19 protein-coding genes are annotated in these 23,314 nt (G+C 41.4%); 12 read left to right on the forward strand and 7 right to left on the reverse strand.

The features are described 5' to 3' along the window. Window positions 1-73 precede the first annotated feature (73 nt). From NIES592_RS20670 to NIES592_RS20680, 3 genes are all read left to right on the forward strand, one after another. Complete coding sequence (locus NIES592_RS20670; protein WP_073556759.1) at window positions 74-1,366, forward strand: HlyD family efflux transporter periplasmic adaptor subunit; 1,293 nt, start codon at window positions 74-76, stop codon at window positions 1,364-1,366. A gap of 93 nt (window positions 1,367-1,459) precedes the next feature. Beyond that, on the forward strand, window positions 1,460-2,617 hold the full coding sequence (devC, locus tag NIES592_RS20675) for an ABC transporter permease DevC (protein ID WP_009458966.1): 1,158 nt from the start codon (window positions 1,460-1,462) through the stop codon (window positions 2,615-2,617). Between the two features lie 103 nt (window positions 2,618-2,720). Then, window positions 2,721-3,437 carry a DevA family ABC transporter ATP-binding protein gene (locus NIES592_RS20680; RefSeq protein ID WP_009458967.1) on the forward strand — a complete coding sequence of 239 codons (717 nt, stop codon included), beginning with the start codon at window positions 2,721-2,723 and terminating at the stop codon, window positions 3,435-3,437. 58 nt (window positions 3,438-3,495) lie between these two features. On the opposite strand, the gene NIES592_RS20685 is transcribed toward NIES592_RS20680, so the two are convergent. Beyond that, window positions 3,496-4,599 (reverse strand): ATP-binding protein, encoded by a 1,104-nt coding sequence (locus NIES592_RS20685; RefSeq protein ID WP_073556793.1) that lies wholly within the window; start codon window positions 4,597-4,599, stop codon window positions 3,496-3,498. A gap of 182 nt (window positions 4,600-4,781) precedes the next feature. On the opposite strand from NIES592_RS20685, the gene NIES592_RS20690 reads away from it, so the two are divergent. After that, entirely contained in the window at window positions 4,782-7,529 is a 2,748-nt protein-coding gene (locus tag NIES592_RS20690) for a cation-translocating P-type ATPase (protein ID WP_073556760.1), read from the forward strand. A gap of 11 nt (window positions 7,530-7,540) precedes the next feature. Here NIES592_RS20690 and NIES592_RS20695 read toward each other — a convergent pair whose 3' ends face one another. The 3 genes from NIES592_RS20695 to NIES592_RS20705 form a co-directional block, all read right to left on the reverse strand. Then, window positions 7,541-9,280 carry a serine/threonine-protein kinase gene (locus NIES592_RS20695; RefSeq protein WP_073556761.1) on the reverse strand — a complete coding sequence of 580 codons (1,740 nt, stop codon included), beginning with the start codon at window positions 9,278-9,280 and terminating at the stop codon, window positions 7,541-7,543. 558 nt (window positions 9,281-9,838) lie between these two features. Then, window positions 9,839-12,316 carry a DUF3769 domain-containing protein gene (locus NIES592_RS20700; RefSeq protein WP_073556762.1) on the reverse strand — a complete coding sequence of 826 codons (2,478 nt, stop codon included), beginning with the start codon at window positions 12,314-12,316 and terminating at the stop codon, window positions 9,839-9,841. Between the two features lie 164 nt (window positions 12,317-12,480). Next, window positions 12,481-12,597: a photosystem II reaction center protein I gene (locus NIES592_RS20705; RefSeq protein ID WP_009458972.1), complete on the reverse strand. Its 117-nt coding sequence runs from the start codon at window positions 12,595-12,597 to the stop codon at window positions 12,481-12,483. Window positions 12,598-12,970: 373 nt separating this feature from the next. On the opposite strand from NIES592_RS20705, the gene NIES592_RS20710 reads away from it, so the two are divergent. Continuing rightward, on the forward strand, window positions 12,971-13,237 hold the full coding sequence (locus tag NIES592_RS20710; protein WP_073556763.1) for a phosphatase: 267 nt from the start codon (window positions 12,971-12,973) through the stop codon (window positions 13,235-13,237). A gap of 28 nt (window positions 13,238-13,265) precedes the next feature. On the opposite strand, the gene NIES592_RS20715 is transcribed toward NIES592_RS20710, so the two are convergent. Continuing rightward, the gene (locus NIES592_RS20715; protein ID WP_073556764.1) at window positions 13,266-13,967 is read right to left on the reverse strand and encodes an acyltransferase; all 702 of its coding nucleotides are present in this window, start codon (window positions 13,965-13,967) and stop codon (window positions 13,266-13,268) included. 1,561 nt (window positions 13,968-15,528) lie between these two features. Here NIES592_RS20715 and psbP point away from each other — a divergent pair. The 5 genes from psbP (at window position 15,529) to NIES592_RS20745 (ending at window position 19,757) form a co-directional block, all read left to right on the forward strand. Then, entirely contained in the window at window positions 15,529-16,071 is a 543-nt protein-coding gene (psbP, locus tag NIES592_RS20725) for a photosystem II reaction center PsbP (protein ID WP_009458976.1), read from the forward strand. A 141-nt stretch (window positions 16,072-16,212) separates the two neighbouring features. Further along, on the forward strand, window positions 16,213-16,806 hold the full coding sequence (locus NIES592_RS20730; protein WP_073556765.1) for a Maf family protein: 594 nt from the start codon (window positions 16,213-16,215) through the stop codon (window positions 16,804-16,806). Between the two features lie 232 nt (window positions 16,807-17,038). Further along, window positions 17,039-17,695 (forward strand): Npun_F0813 family protein, encoded by a 657-nt coding sequence (locus NIES592_RS20735; RefSeq protein WP_062245666.1) that lies wholly within the window; start codon window positions 17,039-17,041, stop codon window positions 17,693-17,695. Window positions 17,696-17,830: 135 nt separating this feature from the next. Further along, window positions 17,831-18,757 (forward strand): hypothetical protein, encoded by a 927-nt coding sequence (locus NIES592_RS20740; protein WP_062245665.1) that lies wholly within the window; start codon window positions 17,831-17,833, stop codon window positions 18,755-18,757. 22 nt (window positions 18,758-18,779) lie between these two features. Continuing rightward, on the forward strand, window positions 18,780-19,757 hold the full coding sequence (locus tag NIES592_RS20745; RefSeq protein ID WP_073556766.1) for a transposase: 978 nt from the start codon (window positions 18,780-18,782) through the stop codon (window positions 19,755-19,757). A 334-nt stretch (window positions 19,758-20,091) separates the two neighbouring features. On the opposite strand, the gene NIES592_RS24745 is transcribed toward NIES592_RS20745, so the two are convergent. Together NIES592_RS24745 and NIES592_RS20750 are read right to left on the reverse strand one after the other, a co-directional pair. Further along, window positions 20,092-20,286 carry a hypothetical protein gene (locus NIES592_RS24745; RefSeq protein ID WP_143168393.1) on the reverse strand — a complete coding sequence of 65 codons (195 nt, stop codon included), beginning with the start codon at window positions 20,284-20,286 and terminating at the stop codon, window positions 20,092-20,094. Window positions 20,287-20,316: 30 nt separating this feature from the next. Next, the gene (locus tag NIES592_RS20750) at window positions 20,317-20,874 is read right to left on the reverse strand and encodes a DUF721 domain-containing protein (RefSeq protein WP_073556767.1); all 558 of its coding nucleotides are present in this window, start codon (window positions 20,872-20,874) and stop codon (window positions 20,317-20,319) included. Window positions 20,875-21,043: 169 nt separating this feature from the next. On the opposite strand from NIES592_RS20750, the gene NIES592_RS20755 reads away from it, so the two are divergent. Together NIES592_RS20755 and NIES592_RS20760 are read left to right on the forward strand one after the other, a co-directional pair. Further along, window positions 21,044-22,288 carry a hypothetical protein gene (locus NIES592_RS20755; protein WP_062245659.1) on the forward strand — a complete coding sequence of 415 codons (1,245 nt, stop codon included), beginning with the start codon at window positions 21,044-21,046 and terminating at the stop codon, window positions 22,286-22,288. An 80-nt stretch (window positions 22,289-22,368) separates the two neighbouring features. After that, complete coding sequence (locus NIES592_RS20760; protein ID WP_062245657.1) at window positions 22,369-23,073, forward strand: PspA/IM30 family protein; 705 nt, start codon at window positions 22,369-22,371, stop codon at window positions 23,071-23,073. Window positions 23,074-23,314 lie beyond the last annotated feature (241 nt).

Genomic DNA, 23,314 nt, shown 5'->3' on the forward strand with positions numbered 1-23,314 from the left:
TAAGACTATGCTTCTTTCGCTACTTTTTACTTCCTTTAGTATTAGCAGAATTTAAATAGAAGGGTAATACACTATGACGCGGATGACAGAGGAATCAGCATTTAGAGAACAACCTCAGCTTTGGTGGGCGATCGCGATCGCTCTACCAGTCACAGTTGCGGCGGGGTTGCTGACGATGGCCAAAATGGATCAGTTGAAACAGACGGAACCTGTAGCCAGCGCACCAATAGTCACTACTGTTCATGCTGTGGGACGCATAGAACCGCGAGGAGATGTAGTAAAACTTTCTGCTCCCACAGGAATACAGGGGACTTCGCGAGTTGAACAACTTTTTGTCAAAGAAGGAGAACGTGTTAGAAAAGGTCAAGTAATAGCTATTTTGGATAGCTTTAGCAATAACAAAGCTCTATTGGAAGAAGCCAGAGCTAGAGTCCAAGAAGCCCGTGCTAATTTGGAACAAATTCGAGCAACTTTACCAAAAGACATTGAAGCTCAAAGAGCAGTGATAGCTCGCTTAAACGCTCAGTTGCGTGGTGAAAGCATCGCTCAACGAGCCTTGATCAACCGTATAGAAGCGGAATTAAGGGGACAAAGGGATGTCTATGGAGCAAGTATAGCCCGTATTCAAGCTCAACAACGTAATGCTCAAGTTGATGCTCAACGTTATGAGATGTTATACACAGAAGGCGCAATTTCTCAGCAAGAACGTGACAACAGGCACTTGAGTGCAGTCACAGCTACTGAACAATTAGCTGAAATCCAAGCCACACGTAGACAAACCATTGCAACTTTACAACAACAAATTGCAGAAGCGAAAGTAAACCGAGACAAAACTATAGCTATTTTGCAACAGCAAATTGATGAAGAAAGAGCTAAACTGCAAAGACTTTTAGATACTCGTCCTACTAATTTGCAAATAGTACAAGCTCAATATGTAAATGCGATCGCTAATCTCAGAAAAGCAGAAGCACAACTACGCTTAAGCTATGTTGAAGCACCGCTAGCCGGAGAAATTTTAAAAGTTCATACTCAGGCTGGGGAAACAGTGGGCGTAGATGGTATTGCTGAGATCGGCAAAACTGATCAGATGGTGGTTGTTGCTGAAGTTTCTGAAGACACAATCGGTAGAGTTCGTCTTGGTCAAGAAGCAACAATTAGTAGTGAAAATGGAGCTTTTAGTGGGGAATTAAAAGGAACAGTTACTGAGATTGGTAGAAAAGTTGGTAAGAAAGATGTACTCAATACAGATCCCGCCGCAGATGTAGATGCAAGAGTTGTGGAAGTCAAAATAGCTTTATCTGCTGAAGATAGCGCTAAAGTGGCAGGTTTAACTTATGCCAAGGTAGTTGTGGGCATCAATCTTTAAAATTATGAATTATGAAATTAAAATCATAGATTAGTTAGTGACTTTGAAATTTATTTCAATATTTTTTACATAAAATGCTTGGAGATAAACATAATGTTTGGCAGCAAAATACCTCTTGCTTGGCTACAATTAAAACGTGAAAAAACGCGCCTAGCTGTAGCTTTGGCAGGAATTGCTTTTGCCGATATTTTGATGTTTATGCAACTCGGATTTCGGGATTCTCTGTACTATAGTAACGTGAGGTTTCATAGTAGCTTACAGGGCGATATTGTTTTAATTAATCCCCAATCTAGTGCCTTACTATCGATGAAGCCCATTTCCCAGAGACGCTTATATAAAGCTTTAGATTTACAAGCAGTACAATCAGTACATCCCATATATTTAGACTATACTAGCTGGAAAAATCCCATAACAGGCATCCCCCGTAACTTACTTGTCATTGGTTTTAACCCCCAATCTAACGTATTAAAACTCGAAGGACTGGAAGAGAATTTAGATAAAATTAAAATACCGGATGTAGTTTTATATGATAGATCATCACGCCAAGAATATGGGCCAATTGCAGCTAAATTTGCACAAGGTAAATTAGTTACCGCAGAAGTAAGAAGAAGGTTAATCAAGGTAGGAGGTTTATTTACCTTAGGAGCATCCTTTGGTGCAGATGGTAATTTAATTACGAGCGATGTAAACTTTTTGCGAATATTTTTTAATCGACAACCAGGATTAATTGATATTGGTTTAATTAAACTCAAACCGGGTGCCAATGCAGAGGCTGTCGCTAAAGAATTAAGGAATTATTTACCACCTGATGTCAGAGTTTTAACGAAGCAAGAATATATTGATAAAGAGAGAAATTTTTGGGCAAGTAGTACAGCGATCGGCTTTATTTTTACTTTAGGAACAATCATGGGTTTTATTGTTGGCACTGTGATTGTTTATCAAATCCTTTATACAGAAGTAGCAGATCACTTAGTTGAATATGCCACTCTCAAAGCAATTGGCTATGCACAAGAATACTTACTAATTGTGATTCTGCAAGAAGCTTTGATTTTGGCAATTTTAGGATATATACCAGGATTGGCTTTTTCTTTATTTCTTTATCAACAAGCTAGACAAGCAACTTTATTACCAGTTTATATGAGTGCTGGTCGAGCAATACAAGTACTGATTTTAACAATCATTATGTGCTTTATTTCAGGTGCGATCGCTGTCAGAAAATTACGATATGCCGACCCAGCAGATATCTTTTAATGGGTAATTGGTAATTGGAAATAACGAACCACTAACCACTATTGTACAGACGCGATGTTCCTCGCATCTCTACCTACTAACCACTAACCACTAACTATTTACTATGAAACCAGAACCTGTAATTTCTATTCAACATATCAACCATTATTATGGTAAAGGTGCGCTGAGAAGGCAAATTCTATTTGATATTAATCTAGAAATTTATCCGGGAGAAATCGTATTGATGACTGGCCCTTCAGGGTCAGGTAAAACAACGTTACTAAGCTTAATTGGTGGTTTGCGGTCTGTGCAAGAAGGCAGTTTGAAGTTTTTAGGTAAGGAATTATATCGAGCTAGTCAAACAAAATTAGTCAATATTCGGCGTAATATTGGTTATATTTTTCAAGCCCATAATTTATTAGAATTCTTAACCGCAAGACAAAACGTACAAATGGCGGTGGAATTGAACAAAAATATATCTCAAAAAGAAGCTATTGCTAAAGCCGAAAGTATACTGAGAGCAGTTGGTTTAGGACAAAGAATTAACTACTATCCGGATAGTTTATCTGGAGGACAAAAACAAAGAATAGCGATCGCTCGTGCTTTGGTCAATAATCCAGCATTAGTCTTAGCAGACGAACCTACAGCAGCCTTAGACAAACAATCAGGACGCGATGTTGTGGAATTGATGCAGCGTCTTGCTAAAGAACAAGGAACATCAATTTTGTTGGTAACTCACGATAACCGGATTTTAGACATTGCTGATCGCATCGTCGAAATGGAAGATGGTATTTTAGTACGTCAATACCAAGGTGCAGTTGTTAAAGGTAAAGTTTATTAACTAATGTAGAGATGCGCCATGGCGCGTCTCTACGTCTACAAACTTATTGTTTCAGTTCCTAGCCCAAACGCTGACGTAACCATAAAGCCAGTAAAGGCAGTGCCATTTGATACCGTTGTTCAGCCCCGTAAATCAAGCCTTTGTGTTGCAGTCCAGTGAGTGCGCCCTGAAGGCTACCGCCACGAGAGAGTCCATGTTTTTGAATATACTCTCTACTTTGGGGTTTTTCCGTGGGATCTGTTGCTAGACATTCCAAAAGGTGAACTTGATTACCTGGAAGTAGCATTAGTAAGGACTCAAAGGTGATAGATAAATCCTTAAGTAGTTCTTCAATCGCCTGTTGTACTTCTTGTTCAGTAATTAACCCATCAGGACGACGTAAAGCTTGCAGACGACGAATTATAGCCACTGCATCACCGATGTGTCCTTGGACAGCATCTAAAAATAGTTGCATAGCTTTGGAACGGGAATCAAATGTTAGTCCTACTGTTTGTAAAATCTCCCTTGCCCATACTGCTACAACATCTCTAGCTAACGGTGGTAACTGTACAGTCTCCAGTGGGTAGTTATTCTCTTCGCAGTAGTGAGTTGTCTCGGCAATAGTTGCTATGAGTACATAATTGACATGAGTTTGGTGATTAATTTCTCGTCTGAATGTAGCTTCCCATAAACTGTGACGATCCCATGAGCGTATATGAGGGAAACTCTGCAATATGATCACCACTCGCTGATTTTGAGATTCAGCTAAAATTTGGGGTAATTCCAGCAAAAGCTCAAATGCTTGCCACAGCTGTTTTGGATTGAGGGAACGCATTGGTATTAGTTTGCCAGTAGCGATTGAGGAGTTCTCTTCAATCTGGAAGCGAAAAAATTCTTTGCCACTGCTAGCAATCCAATCTTGAATTTTAACTGCATCAAAATTTTGAGCGATCGCCTCCGCCATTAACTGCACAAATCTCTCTCCATCTGTGGCGCGGATGCAGTCTATCTCTAGGATAATGGCCCCCACTGCTAAAGCTGCCCTCCGTACCAAAGTACGCCGTCCACTTCCTGGTACTCCTGCAATTAACAAGTCACCATCTTTTGCCAGAACTTCTACTATACGCTGAAATTCTGTTGAACGTCCCATTAATTCTAGAGGGGTAGACAGTTCCAAGTTCACGCGTTTTTTGCCTTCAGAAATATAAGCCTGGCCTCTATGGAAAGCATACCCATTGCTTATACAAGACATCAAGTATTGAGAAAAATAATCGTGGCTATCTAAAAACATTAGTGTTTATCTAAGCTCAGCACTAAAATAACGTGTTAAATAATAAATAGCACGAATTAAAAAAGTATTAAATTATGGTTCAAACTATATCTGCACTTGGACTGGCAGAAGGGCAGCCCAAAACTTGGCATTCTTTAGAAATAGCGGAAGCGATCGCTGACTTAGAAACTGATTTAGAAACAGGTTTGAATAGTGTACAAATCAAACAGCGTTTAGCTGAATTTGGTGCGAACGAACTCACAGCCAAGAAAAGCAAACCTTGGTGGTGGAAATTTTTGCTGCAATTTAACGATCCCCTACTGATCATTTTGCTATGTGCGGGTTTGGTTAAAGCTATCTCTGGTAGTTTTGTGAATGCGGGGGTAATTTGGGGTGTCACTACTACCAACGCCATCATTGGATTTATACAGGAATCAAAAGCTGAAGGTGCGATCGCAGCACTAGCAAAAGCGATCACAACTGAAACTACAGTGATACGCGATGGTAAAAAATTACGCATACAATCACAAGAATTAGTACCAGGTGACATAGTTTTGCTTACCTCTGGTGATAAAGTACCAGCAGATTTACGGCTTGTACAAGTACGAAATTTACAAGTAGATGAATCAGCACTGACTGGTGAATCAGTGGCAGTAGAAAAAGATACTCGAGCTTTAAAGACTGACACTCCCCTAGCAGAACGTAAAAATATGGCTTATGCAGGTGGTTTTGTCACCTTTGGGCAAGCGATCGGTATCGTAGTTGCTACGGGTAACGCCACTGAAACAGGTCGCATTTCGCAATTAATGGAACGCCATACCGATCTTTCCACACCCCTAACTCGGAAATTTGACAAATTCAGCCGCAATTGGTTACGGGTGGTATTAGGACTGGCAACATTGACGTTTGTCGCAGGACTTAGTTATAAAAACTTACAAGATGCCCTGGAAGCAGCCGTAACTTTAATCGTCAGTGCCATTCCTGAAGGTTTACCAGCAGTAGTAACTGTAACACTAGCAATTGGTGTTTCTCGCATGGCGCGACGGCACGCAATTATCCGTAAGTTACCAGCAGTCGAAACTTTGGGAAGTGCAACTGTAGTTTGTTCTGATAAAACCGGCACTCTCACAGAAAACCAGATGACGGTACAGGCAATCTATGCGGGCGGACACCAGTATACACTCACAGGTGTAGGTTATGCCCCAGAGGGAGAAATTCTCCTAGATGACAAACTAGTGAATTTGAACACTGAAAAAGGTTTGCAAGAGTGCCTTCTAGCTGGTTTGTTGTGCAATGATTCTCACATAGAAAACAAAAATGGGAAGTGGGTAGTAGTTGGTGATCCAACCGAAGGGGCGTTAATTGCATCTGCCGAGAAAGCGGGTTTTAGTCAGTCTCACTTTACCAAAAAGATGCCAAGGTTGGATGGCATTCCTTTTGAATCTGACTATCAGTACATGGCGACTTTACATAAAACTCCTCAGGGTAAGACTATTTACGTCAAAGGTTCAGCAGAAGCAATTCTCAAACGTTGTACACTCTTGCAGAAAATTGATGGACAAACCTATCCCATCGACTGTGTAGAAACTTTCCGCCAAACAATCATTGAGCGAGAAGTAAATATCATGGCACGGCAGGGTTTGCGGGTGCTAGCGTTCGCGAAAAAACCAGTGTCCAATCAGCAAATGACGGTAGATCATGAAGACATTGACACTGGTTTGATTTTCTTGGGTTTGCAGGGAATGATTGATCCGCCACGCGAGAGTGCCACAAAAGCGGTGCAAGCCTGTCAAGAAGCGGGTATTCAGGTAAAAATGATTACGGGTGATCATGCGGTGACTGCCCAAGCCATAGCTAGACGCATGGGAATTCATAAAAATGGATCAGTTCTGGCCTTTACAGGGGCAGAATTGGCCCAGATGGATCAACAGGAACTAGCAGAAGTTGCAGAAGAGGGTGTGGTATTTGCCCGTGTTGCACCAGAACAAAAGCTGCGTTTGGTAGAGGCGTTGCAGTCTAAAGGCGAAATTGTTGCCATGACAGGGGATGGTGTCAACGATGCGCCCGCACTGAAAAAAGCAGATATTGGTATTGCAATGGGAGGCGCAGGTACAGAAGTTGCCAAAGAAGCAGCAGACATGGTGCTTACCGATGATAATTTTGCCTCGATTGAAGCGGCGGTGGAAGAAGGACGGGCAGTTTACAGAAACCTGTTGAAAGCGATTTACTTTATTCTGCCAGTGAATGGTGGAGAATCAATGACAATTTTATTCAGTGTTTTATTATCTAGAGAATTGCCAATTCTATCGTTACAAGTTCTCTGGCTAAATATGCTGAATTCCATCACCATGACAGTACCATTGGCATTTGAACCAAAGCCGCAAAACGTGATGAAGCAACCACCACGTAGTCCTAATGAACCGTTGCTATCAGCTAGCCGACTCAAGCGAATTTTAGCAATTTCTCTGTTTAACTGGATTGTGATCTTTGGTGTATTTGAATATATTGAATACACGACTGGCAATATTAATTTAGCCCGGACAATGGCAATTAATTCTTTGATTGCTGGACGAATTTTTTACCTGTTGAGTATTAGTCAATTAGTACCAAATTTGATTGCCAAAATGGATGGTACGATTCAAGAGAATGTTGATATCCCAGCAATTGGTTTTGGAATTGTAGGTGCGATCGCTTTGCAGATTATTTTTGCTCATGTACCGTTGATCAATGATGTATTTTCCACAGCCCCATTGAGTTTTCAGCAGTGGTTGTTCTGTTTAGCGGTAGGTTCACCCATGATTCTATGGTCAGCAGTAGTAAATAAGATTGACCCACCCAATTAATTTTGATTTTTTTACCCTCCTGCTGTGGGTGTAGCAGGTACAACCATCATTTCCTGAGTTGGCTGTTCAGTCACTTGTATACTAGGTACAAATGTATTCTGCTGAATTGCTTCCTCAGTGGTGGGTGTAGTGGGTACAACCATCATTTGCTGATTTGATTCCTCAATGGCGGGTGTAGTGGGTACAACTGTATTCTGCTGAGTTGGTTCCTCAGTCACTGGTGTACTGGGTACAACCATCATTTGTTGATTTGGTTCTTCTGTGGCGGGTGTTGGAGGTGGGGGTGCTGGAACATCATTTTCTGTTGTCGGTGGTGTAGATGGTTGGGACTCAGTTTCAGTTGTCGGTGGCGGTGTAGATGGTTGAATTTCCTCCTCTGTTAGAGGTGGGGATAGTTGGGACTCAGTTTCGGTTGGAGGTGGAGGTGGCGGTGTAGATGGTTGAATTTTCTCCTCTATTGCAGGTGGAGGTAGTGGGAATTCCCTTTCTGTTGGAGGTGGTGGAAATAAGTTAATTTCTTCCTTCACAACAGGTTGAGATGGTTTTGTGTCATTCTTGGTGGGAGAGGGAGATGGTGCTGGTGTTGCAGGCTTATTAAAATCACGCTGCGGTGTAAATATCGATGGTGAAATTGTTGTTGGTGGAGGAGTAAAAAAGTTTTTGCTACGTTTATTCTTTGGTACTGATGGTGAAGCTTGTGGCTGGTTGTTGGTATTTTCTACTGCTGGATTGGTGGTTTTGGTTGGTTGATTTTCCTGTAAGTTGAATGGCAGAAAAGTTTTGCCAAGCATGGCTAGACCAAACCCAACCCCAATCAAACTAAATAACCCCAAGGCTGGAAATCCTTGAGTACGCAATGCACGAGATGATGAACGATATGCTGTTTTGGCTTTTGGTGGGGGTATTTGTTGGATTGTTGATGGTGGCGACGCTGGTGCTTGAAGTGCTTGCAATGCCTCTGCTGCCGTTTGATACCGCTCTTTGAAGTTACAGCGCACCATTTTGGCTAAAATATTCGCTAACTCATTGCTGATATTGACCAGGTTACGCCAAACTACTTCTCCATCCGCCGGATCAGTGGGTAGCTTACGTGGTTGTACACCTGTTAAAGCTTGAATTCCTAGCATTCCCACTGCATAGACGTCGCTGGAAAGTCTTGGTTTACCATTGGCTTGTTCGTTTGGGATGTAGCCGGGTGTGCCGATGACAATGGTAGAGTTTACTTCTCCTTCTGTGTTAGTCGCTAAGCTTTTAATTTCTTTGACAGAACCAAAGTCAATCAGGACAATTTTGCCGTCTTGACGACGCATAATATTTTGCAATTTTATATCTCGGTGGATCACACCATGTTCATGGACAACTGCTAAAACTTCTAGTATTTCCTTTAGGAGTTTTAAGACTTGAGTTTCACTAAGCTGTTTACCAGGAATAATTTCCGTAGTTAAATCGTGTCCATCTATGAATTCCTGCACCAAATAGAATTCCCCATTTTCTTCAAAATGGGCTAAAAGTTCAGGAATTTGCTCATGATGTTTGCCTAAACGGTACAAAACTTCTGCTTCTTGGTTAAATAGTCTCTTGGCAATCTGCAAGATTTCTGGATTTGGGTTGCGAGTTTGTAGATGTTTCACAACACACCTTGGATTGCCAGGCAAATCCATATCTTCAGCAAGAAAGGTATCACCAAATCCGCCGCTTCCCAACTTTTTAAGGATTTTGTAGCGATTCCGGAGAACTTTGCCGAAGAGCATCAGCTTTACCTAAACGCAATTGACATACCCATGATAGGGTGATAACCCTATTAATTTTTACAAAAAAAAGCTTTTTTAAGAAACTAACTTTGAGAGGATCTTTAAAAATTTTATTGCATGTTCGTAATAGCTGGATTTAAAGCTATTGTTACTAATATATATCTGTAAAAGTATTTTTATTCAGTATTTTTACTTGATTGTTATTGTAATTATAGCCTGCACAACTAGCTATTCTTTAGCATTTTTGTTTTACTCACAAAGAAATTTAGAAATTTAGGCTTGTTGGCAGCAATGGAAATTTTATAGTTTTAATTTTTACAATCAAAATTTTTCTATTGCATTAATACACATCTATTTAGCACTTTTTTCTTATACAAATTATTTATAGATATTGAGTTTTTTCGGATATTAGCAGATGATTACTAGTAGTTTGCCACACTAATTTTGATGTGCTACAAGTTCCCCGACTTTTTTAAAAATTCGGGGATATGACGCTCGCAAATTCTCATAGGAAAGACTTCCAATCTAAAATCCAAAATCTAAAATCCAAAATTGGTATTACTCAGACACACCACCCACAACAGGCCTAACTTCAGAAAATGGATTAGTGCCACCAGTCCAGTTAAAGTCGCTAAGGCGGAAGCTAATGCCACCTAATTCTAGCTCTGGATTGTAACGCAGGGTAATCCCGTAGGTGCGACGACTGTACTGTAAAATGAAATCGGTGCTGGTGTATTCTCCTGTATCTAAATTAACTGATGTTTGAACACCAAAAGTAAATGGTCCATAAATTTGTTGTGTAATCCCCGCGCTCAAGGTTCTGGTATCAACAGCACGGTCAAATAAGAAGGGAGACTCACCACTATCAAGACCTTGAGAGTAGCTAATATTAAAAGCAGTGTAGTCTAGAAAAGACTTAGAAAAATGACCAATTTGCCCTTCTAAGCCAATTGTGCCAATCAATGTAGTTTGATTATCCCCGTTTGTGTAATAACTAGTAGTGCCAGTCAAGCCGCCAAATGCTCGTAGGTAAGGAACTACAGGGTTAGGCGTGTATCGTAAACCCTCAGTAGCAGTGGGTGGTAGAGGTTTACTTTGCCATAGTAACAAGCCTCCATTCAAGGCTGCACTGGCTTGGAGACGACCAAGGGAGACACGGTTATTATCCCGGATTGGTTCTAGCAAGTCTTCGCGATCAGTGTTGGCGGTGATATATTGAGCCCCTCCTTGGTAGCTGAGGTTTAACCCTGTTTTACCCAGAGGGATGATGGGGGAAGTAACGACACCGCCAAAGCTACTTTGAACAGTTTGATAACCAAGACTACCATTGTAGAGGCGATCGCGATAACTATATTCCAATGTCACATTGTGCGGGTTGCGATTATCACCGACTTGTTGACGCAACCGCAAACTTGCCTTCAGATTATCTTCAATGTCGGTCAAGTCAAAACTAGTTAGTGTCCCCGAACCTTCAACCGTTGTTTTTGGACTCAAAGTGGCATCAAGGGATGTTCTTAAACCAAATAGTGAGGGAATGTTACTAACGCCTTCCTGCACAGCCTTTTGAGCGAGAAACTGAGGCGTAATACTAAAACTCACATTTTCTCTATTGATTGGTTCAAATCTGCGCTCTACAAATACACCACCACGCTGATCACCATCAAACCCAAAGGAAACTAAGCCAGGCGTGGCATCTCGCTCTCTGCGGTCAATTACCTGCTCATTTCTGGGAATGGGTAGACTCAAACCCTGGTCAAAAACTAGACGCTGATTTTCAGTACGAACACGGTCTTGTAAAGGAGATTCTCGTGTCAATGTGACTTTATCTGCCCGCAATTCCAATTCTGGGGGTGAAAAGGGGTCATTGGTGAGACTGACATCTGATGCTTGCCAGCCACGTGGATAAAAATTAATACGTGCAGCTTCAAAGCGGACGCGCCGCACCTGTCCTCCCTGTTCGGGGCTGGGTACATTTGTGGCATTTGTTCTACCACCAATACCAAAGTTAATTCCCCCTGGGCTACTAACCCCAGTCAACGGTTGATTAGCTCTGATGCGATCGCTGGGTGGACGTGCTGGTACCCCGCCTGCTGTGACGTCGGTGGGCAAAAATGCAAAATCTTCCTGGGCTGTGGGTATAAAAATCTCACCACGACCAGCTAATAATTCTCCGGTGTCCTGAACAAAATTATAAGTGAATCGCTGCCCACGTAGTACTTGGTCGCCTCTGGTTAAGGCAACATTTCCTTCACCCACAGCAATTAAATTGTCTAAACTAACTTGAATGCGATCAGCGTCCACCACCGCCCCATCAAAGCGCACAACAACATTGCCTTCTGCTGTGACTACCCGCCTCTGTTCGTCATACTCTTGGGTATCGGCTATTACTTCTACAACTCTCCTTGTTTCTGGTGTTGTCGGTGTAGGTGCTGGTTGTGGAGCTTGACTAGTGAGGTTGCGAGTTTTAAATTCTATAGTTGATAGTTGGTTGTTAGTGGTTGATTGTTGATTGGCAGTACGGAATTTGATTTTGATTGGTTGCGGCACTGAGCTAGAAGTCTGGGAATTTTTAGCAGTGGTATGATTCTGTTTAGACTGGACTAGTTGCTCAGCCAATAACTGAGATTTTTTTGGAGATCGGTTCTTACTATTTTTGATTGTCTGAACAATTTGCTGTTGAGTTTGCCGTTTTTGACTACTGTTGTTAGTGTCCTGAGTAATCTGTGGCTCTTGTTGGGAGTAACCAATAGATAAGGGTTCCCCTAGTAAATCTGCACTGTTTTCAGTAATGTTTAGAGGCGAAAATTCGACTGGAAAACTTTCCGGTGCAGAGATTGTAGATGTTTTGGTTGTAAATAACTGATCAGGTACAGGCTGATGTGAAGAATTAACTGGTTGTTGCTGTAAAGTTTCTGCTTTCGCCTGTTCTCCCCTTGAATGCAATTGGCGATCGCTTGCAGCGATAATTGGCAAATTTTCTGCTAATAACGGTTCAACTATGGCAGGTGGTTCGGGCGGCAGAACGGAATGAAGCATGTTTCAGCACAATCTAGCAAACAAATAGCCAAAATTAAGAGCCGGAAGGACTAACTTAGCTTTTTACCTTCCGACTTTCACTTTCTGTTTAACTTTCAGCAAGCCGCCTCAAGAGCGTCTAGTGTTTTCTGCCTTGCAGCAGTAATGGATAATTGCCCTCTATCTTACTCGAAGTCCCGACGACCAGGGTTACGAGCAGGATCGTTTGACAAAAATCCAAACACAAACAGAGTGATAAAGAAGGCAACAACAATATATACAACGATTTTTAAAGTCAGCATCGAGATATCTCCCTTGGATATGAAAAGCTTTCCGTATCTGCTATACAGATTCAGATAGCTCCTTTATCTTACCCAAATCTCATCCCTTTTTTGGAGAACACTGGCAGAAATTGCAAAGATAAACTCCGCAACATAACTGAGTGTAAGCCAATATCTCCATAATGAACTGACTTCTTAATAGATGCGCCTTAGTCAGCAGACGTTTACGTACAGCAGATGTTTCCAGTCGCAACTAGCATTGGGTAATGGGTAATTGGTAATGGGAACGACAATCCAGCAATGGAAGGAAACAGAAACTCAATTCGTGAGACTTGGGAATCTCCCGCTACACTGCTCTTGTTAGCGGGAGAGGATGTCAAGAAGATCCTCGCGAATGCTATATGACGTGATCGAGGAGCATAATCAACAGCGGACTGTGACACCAATACAAGTAAATCCCAGCCAGATTTACATTCGGGCTTCAGTGATTAATTCTAATTCGATCCAAATTGCGATCGCTGATAATGAACCAGGGACGTCGGAAGATGTTCAAAAACAAATTTTTAACGTCACTATAGGTACGAAGTTTGTCGTTGAACTTCCTATCCAACAGAACAAATCAAAAAGCAAAAAGCCAAAAGTAAAAAGAAAAACTTTCTAACTTTTGACTTTATTACTTTGAATAATGCTTACTCTTTCACGTTTTGCTGGTTCAATACCAATTCCTTCATACCTCGTTTTTTAATTACCTTTGCAGGTACTCCCACCGCTATGGAATAAGGAGGAATATCTCGATTAACAACTGCCCCTGCTCCAATAACACTACCTTCACCAATTGTCACTCCATCCAACACTGTAACATTATGCCCTAACCAACAATCATCTCCTATAACTATTCCTTGGCGGCTAATACCTTGATCTGCAATATATTTTGTCGGATCTGCAAAATTATGATTGTTAGCAAATATTCCCGCATGGGCAGCAATTAAACAGCGTTTGCCGATTGTGATATCTCCCGGACCAGCAATACATACACCAGGACCAATAAATGTACCTTCACCAATTTGTACGCAGGTGTTGTCTAAAGCACCAATCGTTACATCTTTTTCAAGGGCCACGCCTTTTTCTAAAGTAATTCTGCTATCTTCGCCTTTAACGTCTATACGCACACCTTTAAAAATATGCACATGACTGCCAATTTCAATTTTACTTGCACCTATAAATTCGACACCATTTTGAATATAGACTGACTTATCTATCCGAGAGAAAATAAACCGATAAAACAGTTTCCTTAAAAGAGGTCCAAAAGCTATTGTTGGTATTTCTCCTAGCAGATTAATTAATAAAACTTCTTTCAAACGTTGCACTTTTGATAAAGATTTTTGATTCATAATTTTGTCAGTCCTTACGCTTAAGATAATTAATGAATAATTTTCTGTGGTCTGCACTACTATAGCTTTTGTGATCCTGCCAAAAATCTCCCATAAATTGAAATTTGTTTAGCAGGTTACACAAAATAACTAATTTTTTTGGTAGATTTATTGCCACAAACAAAAATACATCGAGAAATTAATGACGATAAATCACTTTTAGTTAGTGTTACCAAACAAAAAACTAAATTCCACAAAAATTAACTTGTTTCACCTACATTTAATATCAAGTTCAAGCTTGCTAGTAGACAAAAATAATCTGCCAAACTACATACTCGGTAAAACTCAGATTTTCATAACTACTAAATAGTAGCTAGAGTTAGCTTGATATTTTGTTGTGTTTTCTGACAGCTATCAGAATCAAAAGAGCATTGCCTAAATAATATTGATCAGCCAGTAGGATAATTTTGCTCACACAACCATCAAACTAATTCAGATTTCAAACTTGATAGTTGAAATAGGCTAATATTTGGTTTTTTGGGTAAAACCAGAGATTTACACAGCAGTAAGAATATAAAGTGTGATTTATCGCTATCTTCTGCTAAACAGCTATAATCTCCCCAATATATTTAGTTAATCAAGCACTCTTTTGAGCAAACTACATTCGTTGAAACTTCTGTGTGTCAATGTAAAGTCTGCATTTTTCATCAACGATAATGTAAAGTTCCTTAGATTGCTCAAAAACTTTCTCTACCTGAAACCACAACAACTAGGGTGGAAATTCTCCAACTTCAGCCATCACATTGAATCGAAGTGCAAACACATAAGCACTTCCTCGATTCCTATAACGGCTTTCTTGCAGCCAGTTTTTGTAGTGTGCTGCTTTAATCATGATGGACGTGGGTTAATCGCAGACAAATTAAACTGGGTTTGTAAACTTTCAATATTAAAGTTACTATATTTACTTAAGCTATAACATAATTTTTTTACTATTTATGGAATAAAAAGATTAATTTAATTTTTTTGAGGTTTAATAAAATTTCAATTAAGTATTTAAATGGCTTTTGTTCAAATACATGAGTAAGCAAAATCTTACTTCTTGCTAAAGATAGATTTTGTGCTAAATATTTTTAGCGGCAGTAGAGTAAAAAATTTTACTTAAAGGTTGTGTCAAATTACTTATAATTTAATGGGTGATTTTAGGCAAATTCTCAAGACAGCACATAATAAGCAAGCGCTGATAGAGAAACGCACCTGTGCTATTTAACCAATAACTGGTGCTAACCAAACTGGGTGAGCATAAGAATCAACAGCTAATAACTTATGTTCCAAATAACTACTGAATATCCAATTGGCTGTTGTTTGAAGATTCTCCAATATACGGGCATGATCAGCAAAAGGTGGTTCTTGTGGTTGGGAAGACAGAACTAGACAATGTTGTTCAAACCAAAATTGAATGTTTTCTGGTATTGTACCAGGTTAAAACCAGCGCAGTTCGTAAGTTGTTAGCATCCGTGGGAGAATTAAAAACGACAAATGATACTTGCTTTGTGTTGCTTCCGAGCCAAAGGAATTGAAACAAATGTGGAAACGAATTGCAGTAATTTTGTTACTAGTGTTGAGCTTTAGCTTTACTAACTACGGTACAGCGTCTGCCGCTCTCAGAAGTTTTGTAGACACTAGTGATGGCTATCAATTTTTATATCCTAACGGCTGGGTGCAAGTTAGAGTGACCGATGGCCCAGATGTGGTCTTCCACGATTTAATAGAATTTAGTGAGAATGTTTCTGTGGTAATTAGTCCAGTACCAGAAGCGAAAAGTCTACCAGAATTAGGGACACCAAGTGAAGTAGGATACAAGCTGGCCAAAAATGCCCTTGCTCCCGAAGGCTCAGGACGGACAGCAGAATTAGTCAATGCAGAGCAAGTAGAATCTGACGGCAAAATATATTACAAATTAGAATATTTAATTACGCTTCCCAATAAGCAACAAAGACATAACCTCGCTAGTGTTGCCACCAGTCGAGGTAAGCTTTTTACATTTAATGCCTCAGTACCAGAAAAACGCTGGCGAAAAGTCAAAAATGCGATAGAGGAGTCTGTTGATTCTTTTTCTGTATATTAGGTGTTGGTTATTAGTGGTTGGTGGTTGATTGTTAGTAGTTAGTGGTTGTAGAGACGTGCCATGGCACGTCTGTACAGTGGTTAGTAGTTATTTCCCACTCCTCACACTCCCCCCACCTTCCCCACCTCCCCCTCCTAAACTATGGGCATTCCAACCTTTGTACTGGCATCTGCTTCTGCGGCGCGACGCCGCTTGTTACAAACTGTTGGTATCGAACCAATAGTTTGCCCCAGTGATTTTGACGAGTCGCAAGTGAAAATTAGTGATCCGGCGCAACTAGTAGAAATTCTGTCTCAACGAAAAGCGGAAACTGTAGCGCCTCGGTTTGAATCAGCTTTAGTTATGGGTTGTGATTCAGTTTTAGCCATTAACGGTGAGATTCACGGCAAACCAACAGATGCTGAGGAAGCGCGCCAACGTTGGCGGGTAATGCAGGGAAGCTTTGGTGATTTATATACTGGTCATACTTTGATCGATAATTCACATCAAAACATTTTAGTCAAGCATCAAGTAACAAGAGTTTACTTTGCCCAACTCAGCGATCGCACTATTGACGCCTACATTGCCACGGGTGAACCCCTCAAGTGTGCTGGTGCTTTTGCTTTGGAAGGGCGTGGTGGTCTATTTGTGGAAAAAATCGAAGGTTGTCACAGTAATGTGATTGGACTCAGTTTACCTCTACTACGGCGGATGCTAGAGGAATTGGGGTATGAGGTGGCAGATTTTTGGTATTAGTAATTTGTTGTTAGTTGCTAGTTGTTTGTTTTTGGGTAAAATTAACTACCAACAATCAACCACTAACCAACAACTAATAAGGTTATGATATCTGCCATATTAAATCAGCGAACAGTACCAGCCGCAGTTATCAGATTTATGGTAGGAGACTTATACCCAGTCATAAAACTGATCACTGATCACTGATAACTGTTAATAACAATGCCCCTGTGAGGAGTTATCTGCTAGTGTCATGTTTATTCTTAAAAGGCAGGATGTTGAAATATCGACCATTCAGCACCCAAAACGGGATCAGCAAGTACCGATTCTCCATTATCAGGGGCAGACCTTCAGATTAATAAGCGTCTTTAAAGCTAGCCAAGAAGAAGAAGCCAAGGCTTTATGGAGAGACTTGACAGATAACAAAGGTAAAGCTTGTGTTTTGCTAGAAGAACCGGAACGTTTTAGCGTTTGGGGTAAGATTCGTTTAGATCAGCTTGGTAGTGACACAGGTAGTCATAGCAAAATTGGTATTTTTACCCAAGCTAGTATTTTGCTGTTGCAAGCTGTGTACATGGATATTGAAGACTTTTTGGGTGCTAGACAAGCTGCCGTATTTCAGAAAGAAATGGGCGAAACCTTGCAACAGTGGCAGTTTCCCCAGGTGTCGTCCCCGGAGGGAATCAAATACTTACTTGAAATCGATCCGCTGAGTGTCCCAGTTCCTAATTGGCAAGAACATCATGTCATCACCTTGTTGCAAGATTTGCATCGGTTAGGAAAAGCCTATTTTGGCAATACCAACTTTGCCCATCCCGTAGCTGATAAATTACAAGATATGCCTGAAGGAGAGCGATCGCTATTCATCAGTTGGCTAAATCAGTCTCCACTGAGTAAACTGTGGCATTAATGTATATCAGTGTTTATTGACGTGAGATTCTGGATAGCTGCACAACTTAATTGGCAAAACCCTTGTCATATGGCGTTGATCCTGTAATCTTGCGAACCAAAAACATTGCAGAATACTCTGTCATGGTCAAGGATTATGAGTAGCGTTTACAACAAATCTCAAGGTTCTAAATCTTTATTCACCACTCAAAACATTATTTTGGCTAGCATAGGTTGGGGTGTATTGGCACTATTGTATTTTTTATTGTTTAGTGCCAAGGTTCCAGTAGGAGCAGACTGTGTAGCAAAACTGAGCGCCAAAGCCCAGGAAGCAACAACTTGCCTCAGGCGTGCTGATTGGTATGTTTTTGGCACAAATGTTTTTGAGGCAATGGCTTATCTATCTGCTAGTATTTTATGTCTAAGGAATTGGCGCAGTCAGCAAATTGTTAGCGATCGCAACGTTTGGCTGGCAATTGGTATTGGTATGCTTTCTTATTTCCTGGGAGGGATATTTTTTGGGTATACGGAAATTGTCTTAAAAGAAGAACCTTTTCCGTCATTAGGTGATGTATTTTTTGTAATAACATATCTGTTGCTGGGCGTCGGTATGGTTTTAGCAGTGGCTTCTAGGCGACTGAATTTAGAAACTTCACAGTGGATAATAGTATTGGCAATAGGAGCCTTTGGCAGTGCGTTGGCATGGCTAATTTCCAATCAACCACAGACCGCAGCAGTCCAAGCCCAATATTCTCCTGGGTTAGAAATTGTTGCTTCTGCTTTAAATTGGTTTTACGTGATCAGCGACGTATTGCTGTTAATTATCGCTACTACTCTACTGCTGGCTTTTTGGGGCGGACGAGTTTCTCTTTCTTGGCGTATGATTGCAGCTGCGGCATTTTCGCTCTACATTGCAGATATGTGGTATAAATACGCCACAAATTCGATTCCCAATTATCAAAGTGGAGAAATACTGGAAGTGTTTTGGGTCTGGAGTGGAGTTTTATTTGGTATGGGTGCTGTCTTGGAATATGACGCATCATTAAGCCGTTCCCGTCGAGAACGAGTTAGAAAACGTAGTTAAAAAATTTTTTTGGTGTCCTGCCGTGAGAAAACTAACAGAATCTGATAAACAAGAAATCCTGAAATTATACCGTAAAACTGCTGAAACAACTTCTACTTTAGCAGAACGCTATGACGTGAGTAACTCGACTATTAGTCGCTTACTCAAAAGTACTCTACCAGAAGATGAGTACGAATACCTTGTTTCGTTAAAGCGTGCTGCTAGAACTCCTGAAGGCAAAGCACAGGTAAGTTATGATCACCTGCCGTCCTTTGTGCAGTCACAGCCAGAGATTAAGGAGCAACCACAGCAGGAGGTAACTCCTCTGCAACAAGAGCAACCTACTCCTGTGGTTGCAGCTGACTTGACTGATTCCACCTCCAATAGTAGGAGAGTCAAGCGGCGTTCTTCAGCAGCCAAAGAGACTGCACCACCAGTCGTCAAACAATTAGAACTTTTAGAACCTCAAGCCCAAGAAATCGCCAATATCCCAAGTCCGCTGCTCGAAGATGTACATACAGATACTCAAGCGATCGCGGAGATGCTGGGTGAAGACTTGCTAGACGAGTCAGAAGAGTTAGAAGATTTAGATGAGGATCTAGAAGAAGAAGACTTTGATGATGAAGACTTCGAGGAGGAGGAAGAAGAATATCGAGAACGACCACGTTTAGTAGCAAGAGCCAGAACTGGTGACAGTTTTGTGCGAGTCTTACCATTATCAGCAGCTAGTTTACCCAGAACGTGTTATTTAGTGATTGATCGTTCCTCAGAATTGATCACCAGACCACTGCGAGAGTTTGGCGACTTGGGATATATCCCCAGTCCAGAAACCCAAGAAAGAACTTTGCCAGTGTTTGATAATCACCGAGTCGCAAAGCGCTTTTCTACCAAACGCGATCGCGTGGTAAAAATTCCTGATAGCAGAATGTTGCATAAGGCCCGCTACCACCTCCAAGCCAAAGGTATCACCCGGCTGTTAATTGATGGTCAGGTTTACTCTTTGTCTTCAGTTCAGCAATGAGTCATCAGTCAAACAATGATAGACCCCTCTTGCACAAATAAAAAGAACCCCTGCCCAACCCTAAGCGAAACGGGGCTACGGTGTACACAGAAGTTGGATTTACCCCCTTTAATCCCCCCGAATATCGCGGGGAAACAAAATATCCAGTTCCCTCCCCTTTACAAGGGGAGGGTTAGGGTGGGGTAAAACCAGGATTCATAGTGCACCGTAGGAAACGGGGAGGGAGTAAGATTTTACCCCCGAAACGGGAGGATACAAGGGTCGTACTTTCATATGACCCAACAAAAATCACTAATCCCTACCAACTTATTCCTTTCTTTGTGTTCTTTGTGTCCTACCCTAGTGGGAAGCCCTCCGGGTACTCTACACTGCGGGAACGCCTTACGGCGTACGAGAACCCCCTACCTGCGTAAGCTGCTGTTGCGTCTATGCGTGTACGCCAGGTGACGCCACGTGCTACAACTCTTGGAACCCCCAAGGGCGCAGTGGCTTCTTTATGCCGGAGAAAGAGTTCACCGCACTGACTCACTGCTAAAGCCCCTATGTGGTGCGATCGCCTTCATTCTTTTTGAGAAAACTTTTTGGCGGCACACAAGCAACAAACCCCCCAACGTTGCAGTTCACCAGGGGGTGTGGGGTATTCACAGTTCGGACAAAGGGCTAAACCCTGCAATCTCCTTTGTATTGCCACTGTCCAGTCTGCAAAAGCCGCATTCGCATCACTGGCAGTAGACTTCACATCATTTTCTATACTAAATTCTTTACCAAGGTAACTGGGATGTTGAAGTGGTGCAGATAACTTGGGTGGCTGATCAACTTGTTTAACAGAATGCCAGCCAGCAGTAGAAAAGCGAATATCTACCAACGGAGTCGGTAGTACTGCATTTAACTTGACAAGTAGTCGTTGGCGTTCAAAAGTTAAGTTCTGCGCCCAAGCTGCACTAGAAGTTGCCACCCGCAACACGTCACGCTGAAGAGACAATGGACGAGCATGAGCTGCTACTGTTGTTCCTACAACTTCAGACCAACACTTGAGCAAACGTTGAAAAGGTTGCTCCTGTAATTTTGTCTCTAATTGCAGAAGACATAAAATATCATTAATAGATTTAAACGACATCCTAGTTAATGCGTGTCCCAACTCAACTTGGTTGATGCATTAAATATATGCAAATTTACAATAGTGTTGGTACAACTATTTTAATAAATAAAGCAATTAGCGATCGCAATTGGCTTTTTTAGTTTACCTTGTGATTAATCGGGCAGTCTAGGTTTGAGGCAAATAGGCAATGAGTCAAAACCCTCTAGTAGATACGGGTGCAAAATCCTCCAAAACGCCTGAATTAAAGCCAGTACTTGCAGCAGCACTGGCGAGTTTAGAAGTGCAACTAGATCAAGAGTTGGCACGTTATCGGCGCACACGATTCACATACAAGACACTTAGTCAAACTCGTATGGGTGTTTCCACCAGTAGTAAATTCCAACAGATAACAGCTACTCCAACAACGGAAGTTAAAATCCCATCACCAGTTACCAACAGTAGTGAGGAAATATCCTTACCCCAGTTTTCCACCACTGTACCATCAACACCCAAGCCAGAAACACAACAGGTTCCAGGACCGATCCAGGAAGAAACTGCACAACAGTACACTTCCAAAATGCCCTCTCCACCTGCACCCAATTCTGCCAGTATTGTGCCTGCATTCATTAAAACAAATCAAAGTGACAATCTCGTTAAGCCCGAAAGCAACCCCAAACCACCTGATGACTATTTAGAATCATCAGAAGCGCTACTGCGAAGTTTGACAGAAGAACAATCACCAACCCAAAAGCGGAATAATTCCAATGACAGCCTGCTTTCGCCTTTGGGTATAGGCTCGATGCTGTTGATGTTGATGGCGAGTCTTAGCCTTGGTTATGCAGTCTTTAATCCCAAAAGTTTGCCAAATTTGAGCCTTGGCAGTTTATTTAAAAAAAATACTCCTGACAATCAAACAACAACCGCCAACAACCAACCAGTAACCACCACAGTTACTGAACCAGAACTGACACCCATACCCAAATTTCCCAATCTCGCAAATAGCGAATTTCCAGAAGTCAAAGACCCCAATGATGTTGTTGCTTTAACACCAAAACCTAAGCCGACACCCATAGCTGTATCTACTCCAATTGCTACTCAAAATCCGACAGTTGCACCCACAACAAACACTATTGAGACGATGGAGGCGCAACCGACATTCTCCCCAACTCCATCACCAACTGTTGCTGCTAGTACCCCCGCCACCCCCACTCCAACTCCAACTCTGCAAAATATCGATGATCCAGGAATAAAACCATCGAGAGATGGATTCTTTCACATATTTACAGATAATCAAGATGAAAAAAGCTTGGCTAAAGTACGGCAAGTAGTTCCTGATGCTTATTTATCCAAAGATAAAAAAGCAATTTATCTAGGAGCTTTCAAAACCAAAGAACAAGTTAAAAAGCAGATGCAATTTTTACAAAGCAAAGGAATTACAGCCAAAGTAGAGTAGCCTGATTAAAGATGGGGTGTAGGAAAATAGGGGTGTAGGCAAAACCACCAACCACCGTGACAATGTAGATGGAGGGCGAGATGGGACTAATTGACCGGATTGGGCAGGTAATTCGTGCTAACATCAACAGTTTAGTTGGATCTGCGGAAGATCCAGAAAAAGTTCTGGAAAAAACCGTTTTGGAAATGCAGGATAATCTGGTGCAGCTGCGCCAGGCTATAGCCGCGGCGATCGCTAGCCAAAAACGTACAGAACGGCAAGCAGCGCAAGCCCAATCCGCAGCTCTTGAATGGTATCGTCGCGCCCAATTAGCATTACAACAAGGTAACGAAACTCTAGCACGCGAAGCCCTCACCAAACGTCGCGCTTACCAAGAAACAGCCACAGCCCTTCTTCATCAAATAGAAGAGCAAAGCAGTGTTGTCGCTAGACTCAAAAAAGATATGCGATCGCTAGAGCTAAAAATTACTGAACTCAAAACTAAAAAAGATATGTATATTGCTCGCGCTCGTTCTGCTGAAGCTAGCGTCAAATTGCAAGAATTGCTAGAAGGCGTTTCTGGAACAAGCAGCTTGAATGCTTTTGAGCGTATGGAAGAAAAAGTTCTACAACTAGAAGCACAAAAAGAAGCAATTGCCGTTACGGGAACAGATGAATTAGAAAAACGATTTGCAGACCTAGAATCGGAAGTGGATGCTGAACTGTTACAGATGAAAGCACAATTACCTAGTAGTCAAGAAAATACACAATCATCACCACAACAATTACCCCAAAGTGAGAGTTAAGCGAGATTGGGCAATTCGTGAATTAAAAGCATATCTTAAGAATAAGGGTCTATTGAAGGATGAAATGTGAAGTATGAAGTGTTAATTTTAATCCTTCAGCATAGGTGCCTTCTGTTTTTTAGTAGACGTGGTGCATAAAGCCCATACATGTACTAATACAAAGAGGAGAACTGAATTATTCCGAAAAGATTAAATTTAAATAAGTAGAGTAAAAAAGCTGACTTCCCAAAGTCGCGCGTAA

Source organism: Fischerella major NIES-592, assembly GCF_001904645.1.
Taxonomy (GTDB): Bacteria; Cyanobacteriota; Cyanobacteriia; order Cyanobacteriales; family Nostocaceae; genus Fischerella; species Fischerella thermalis.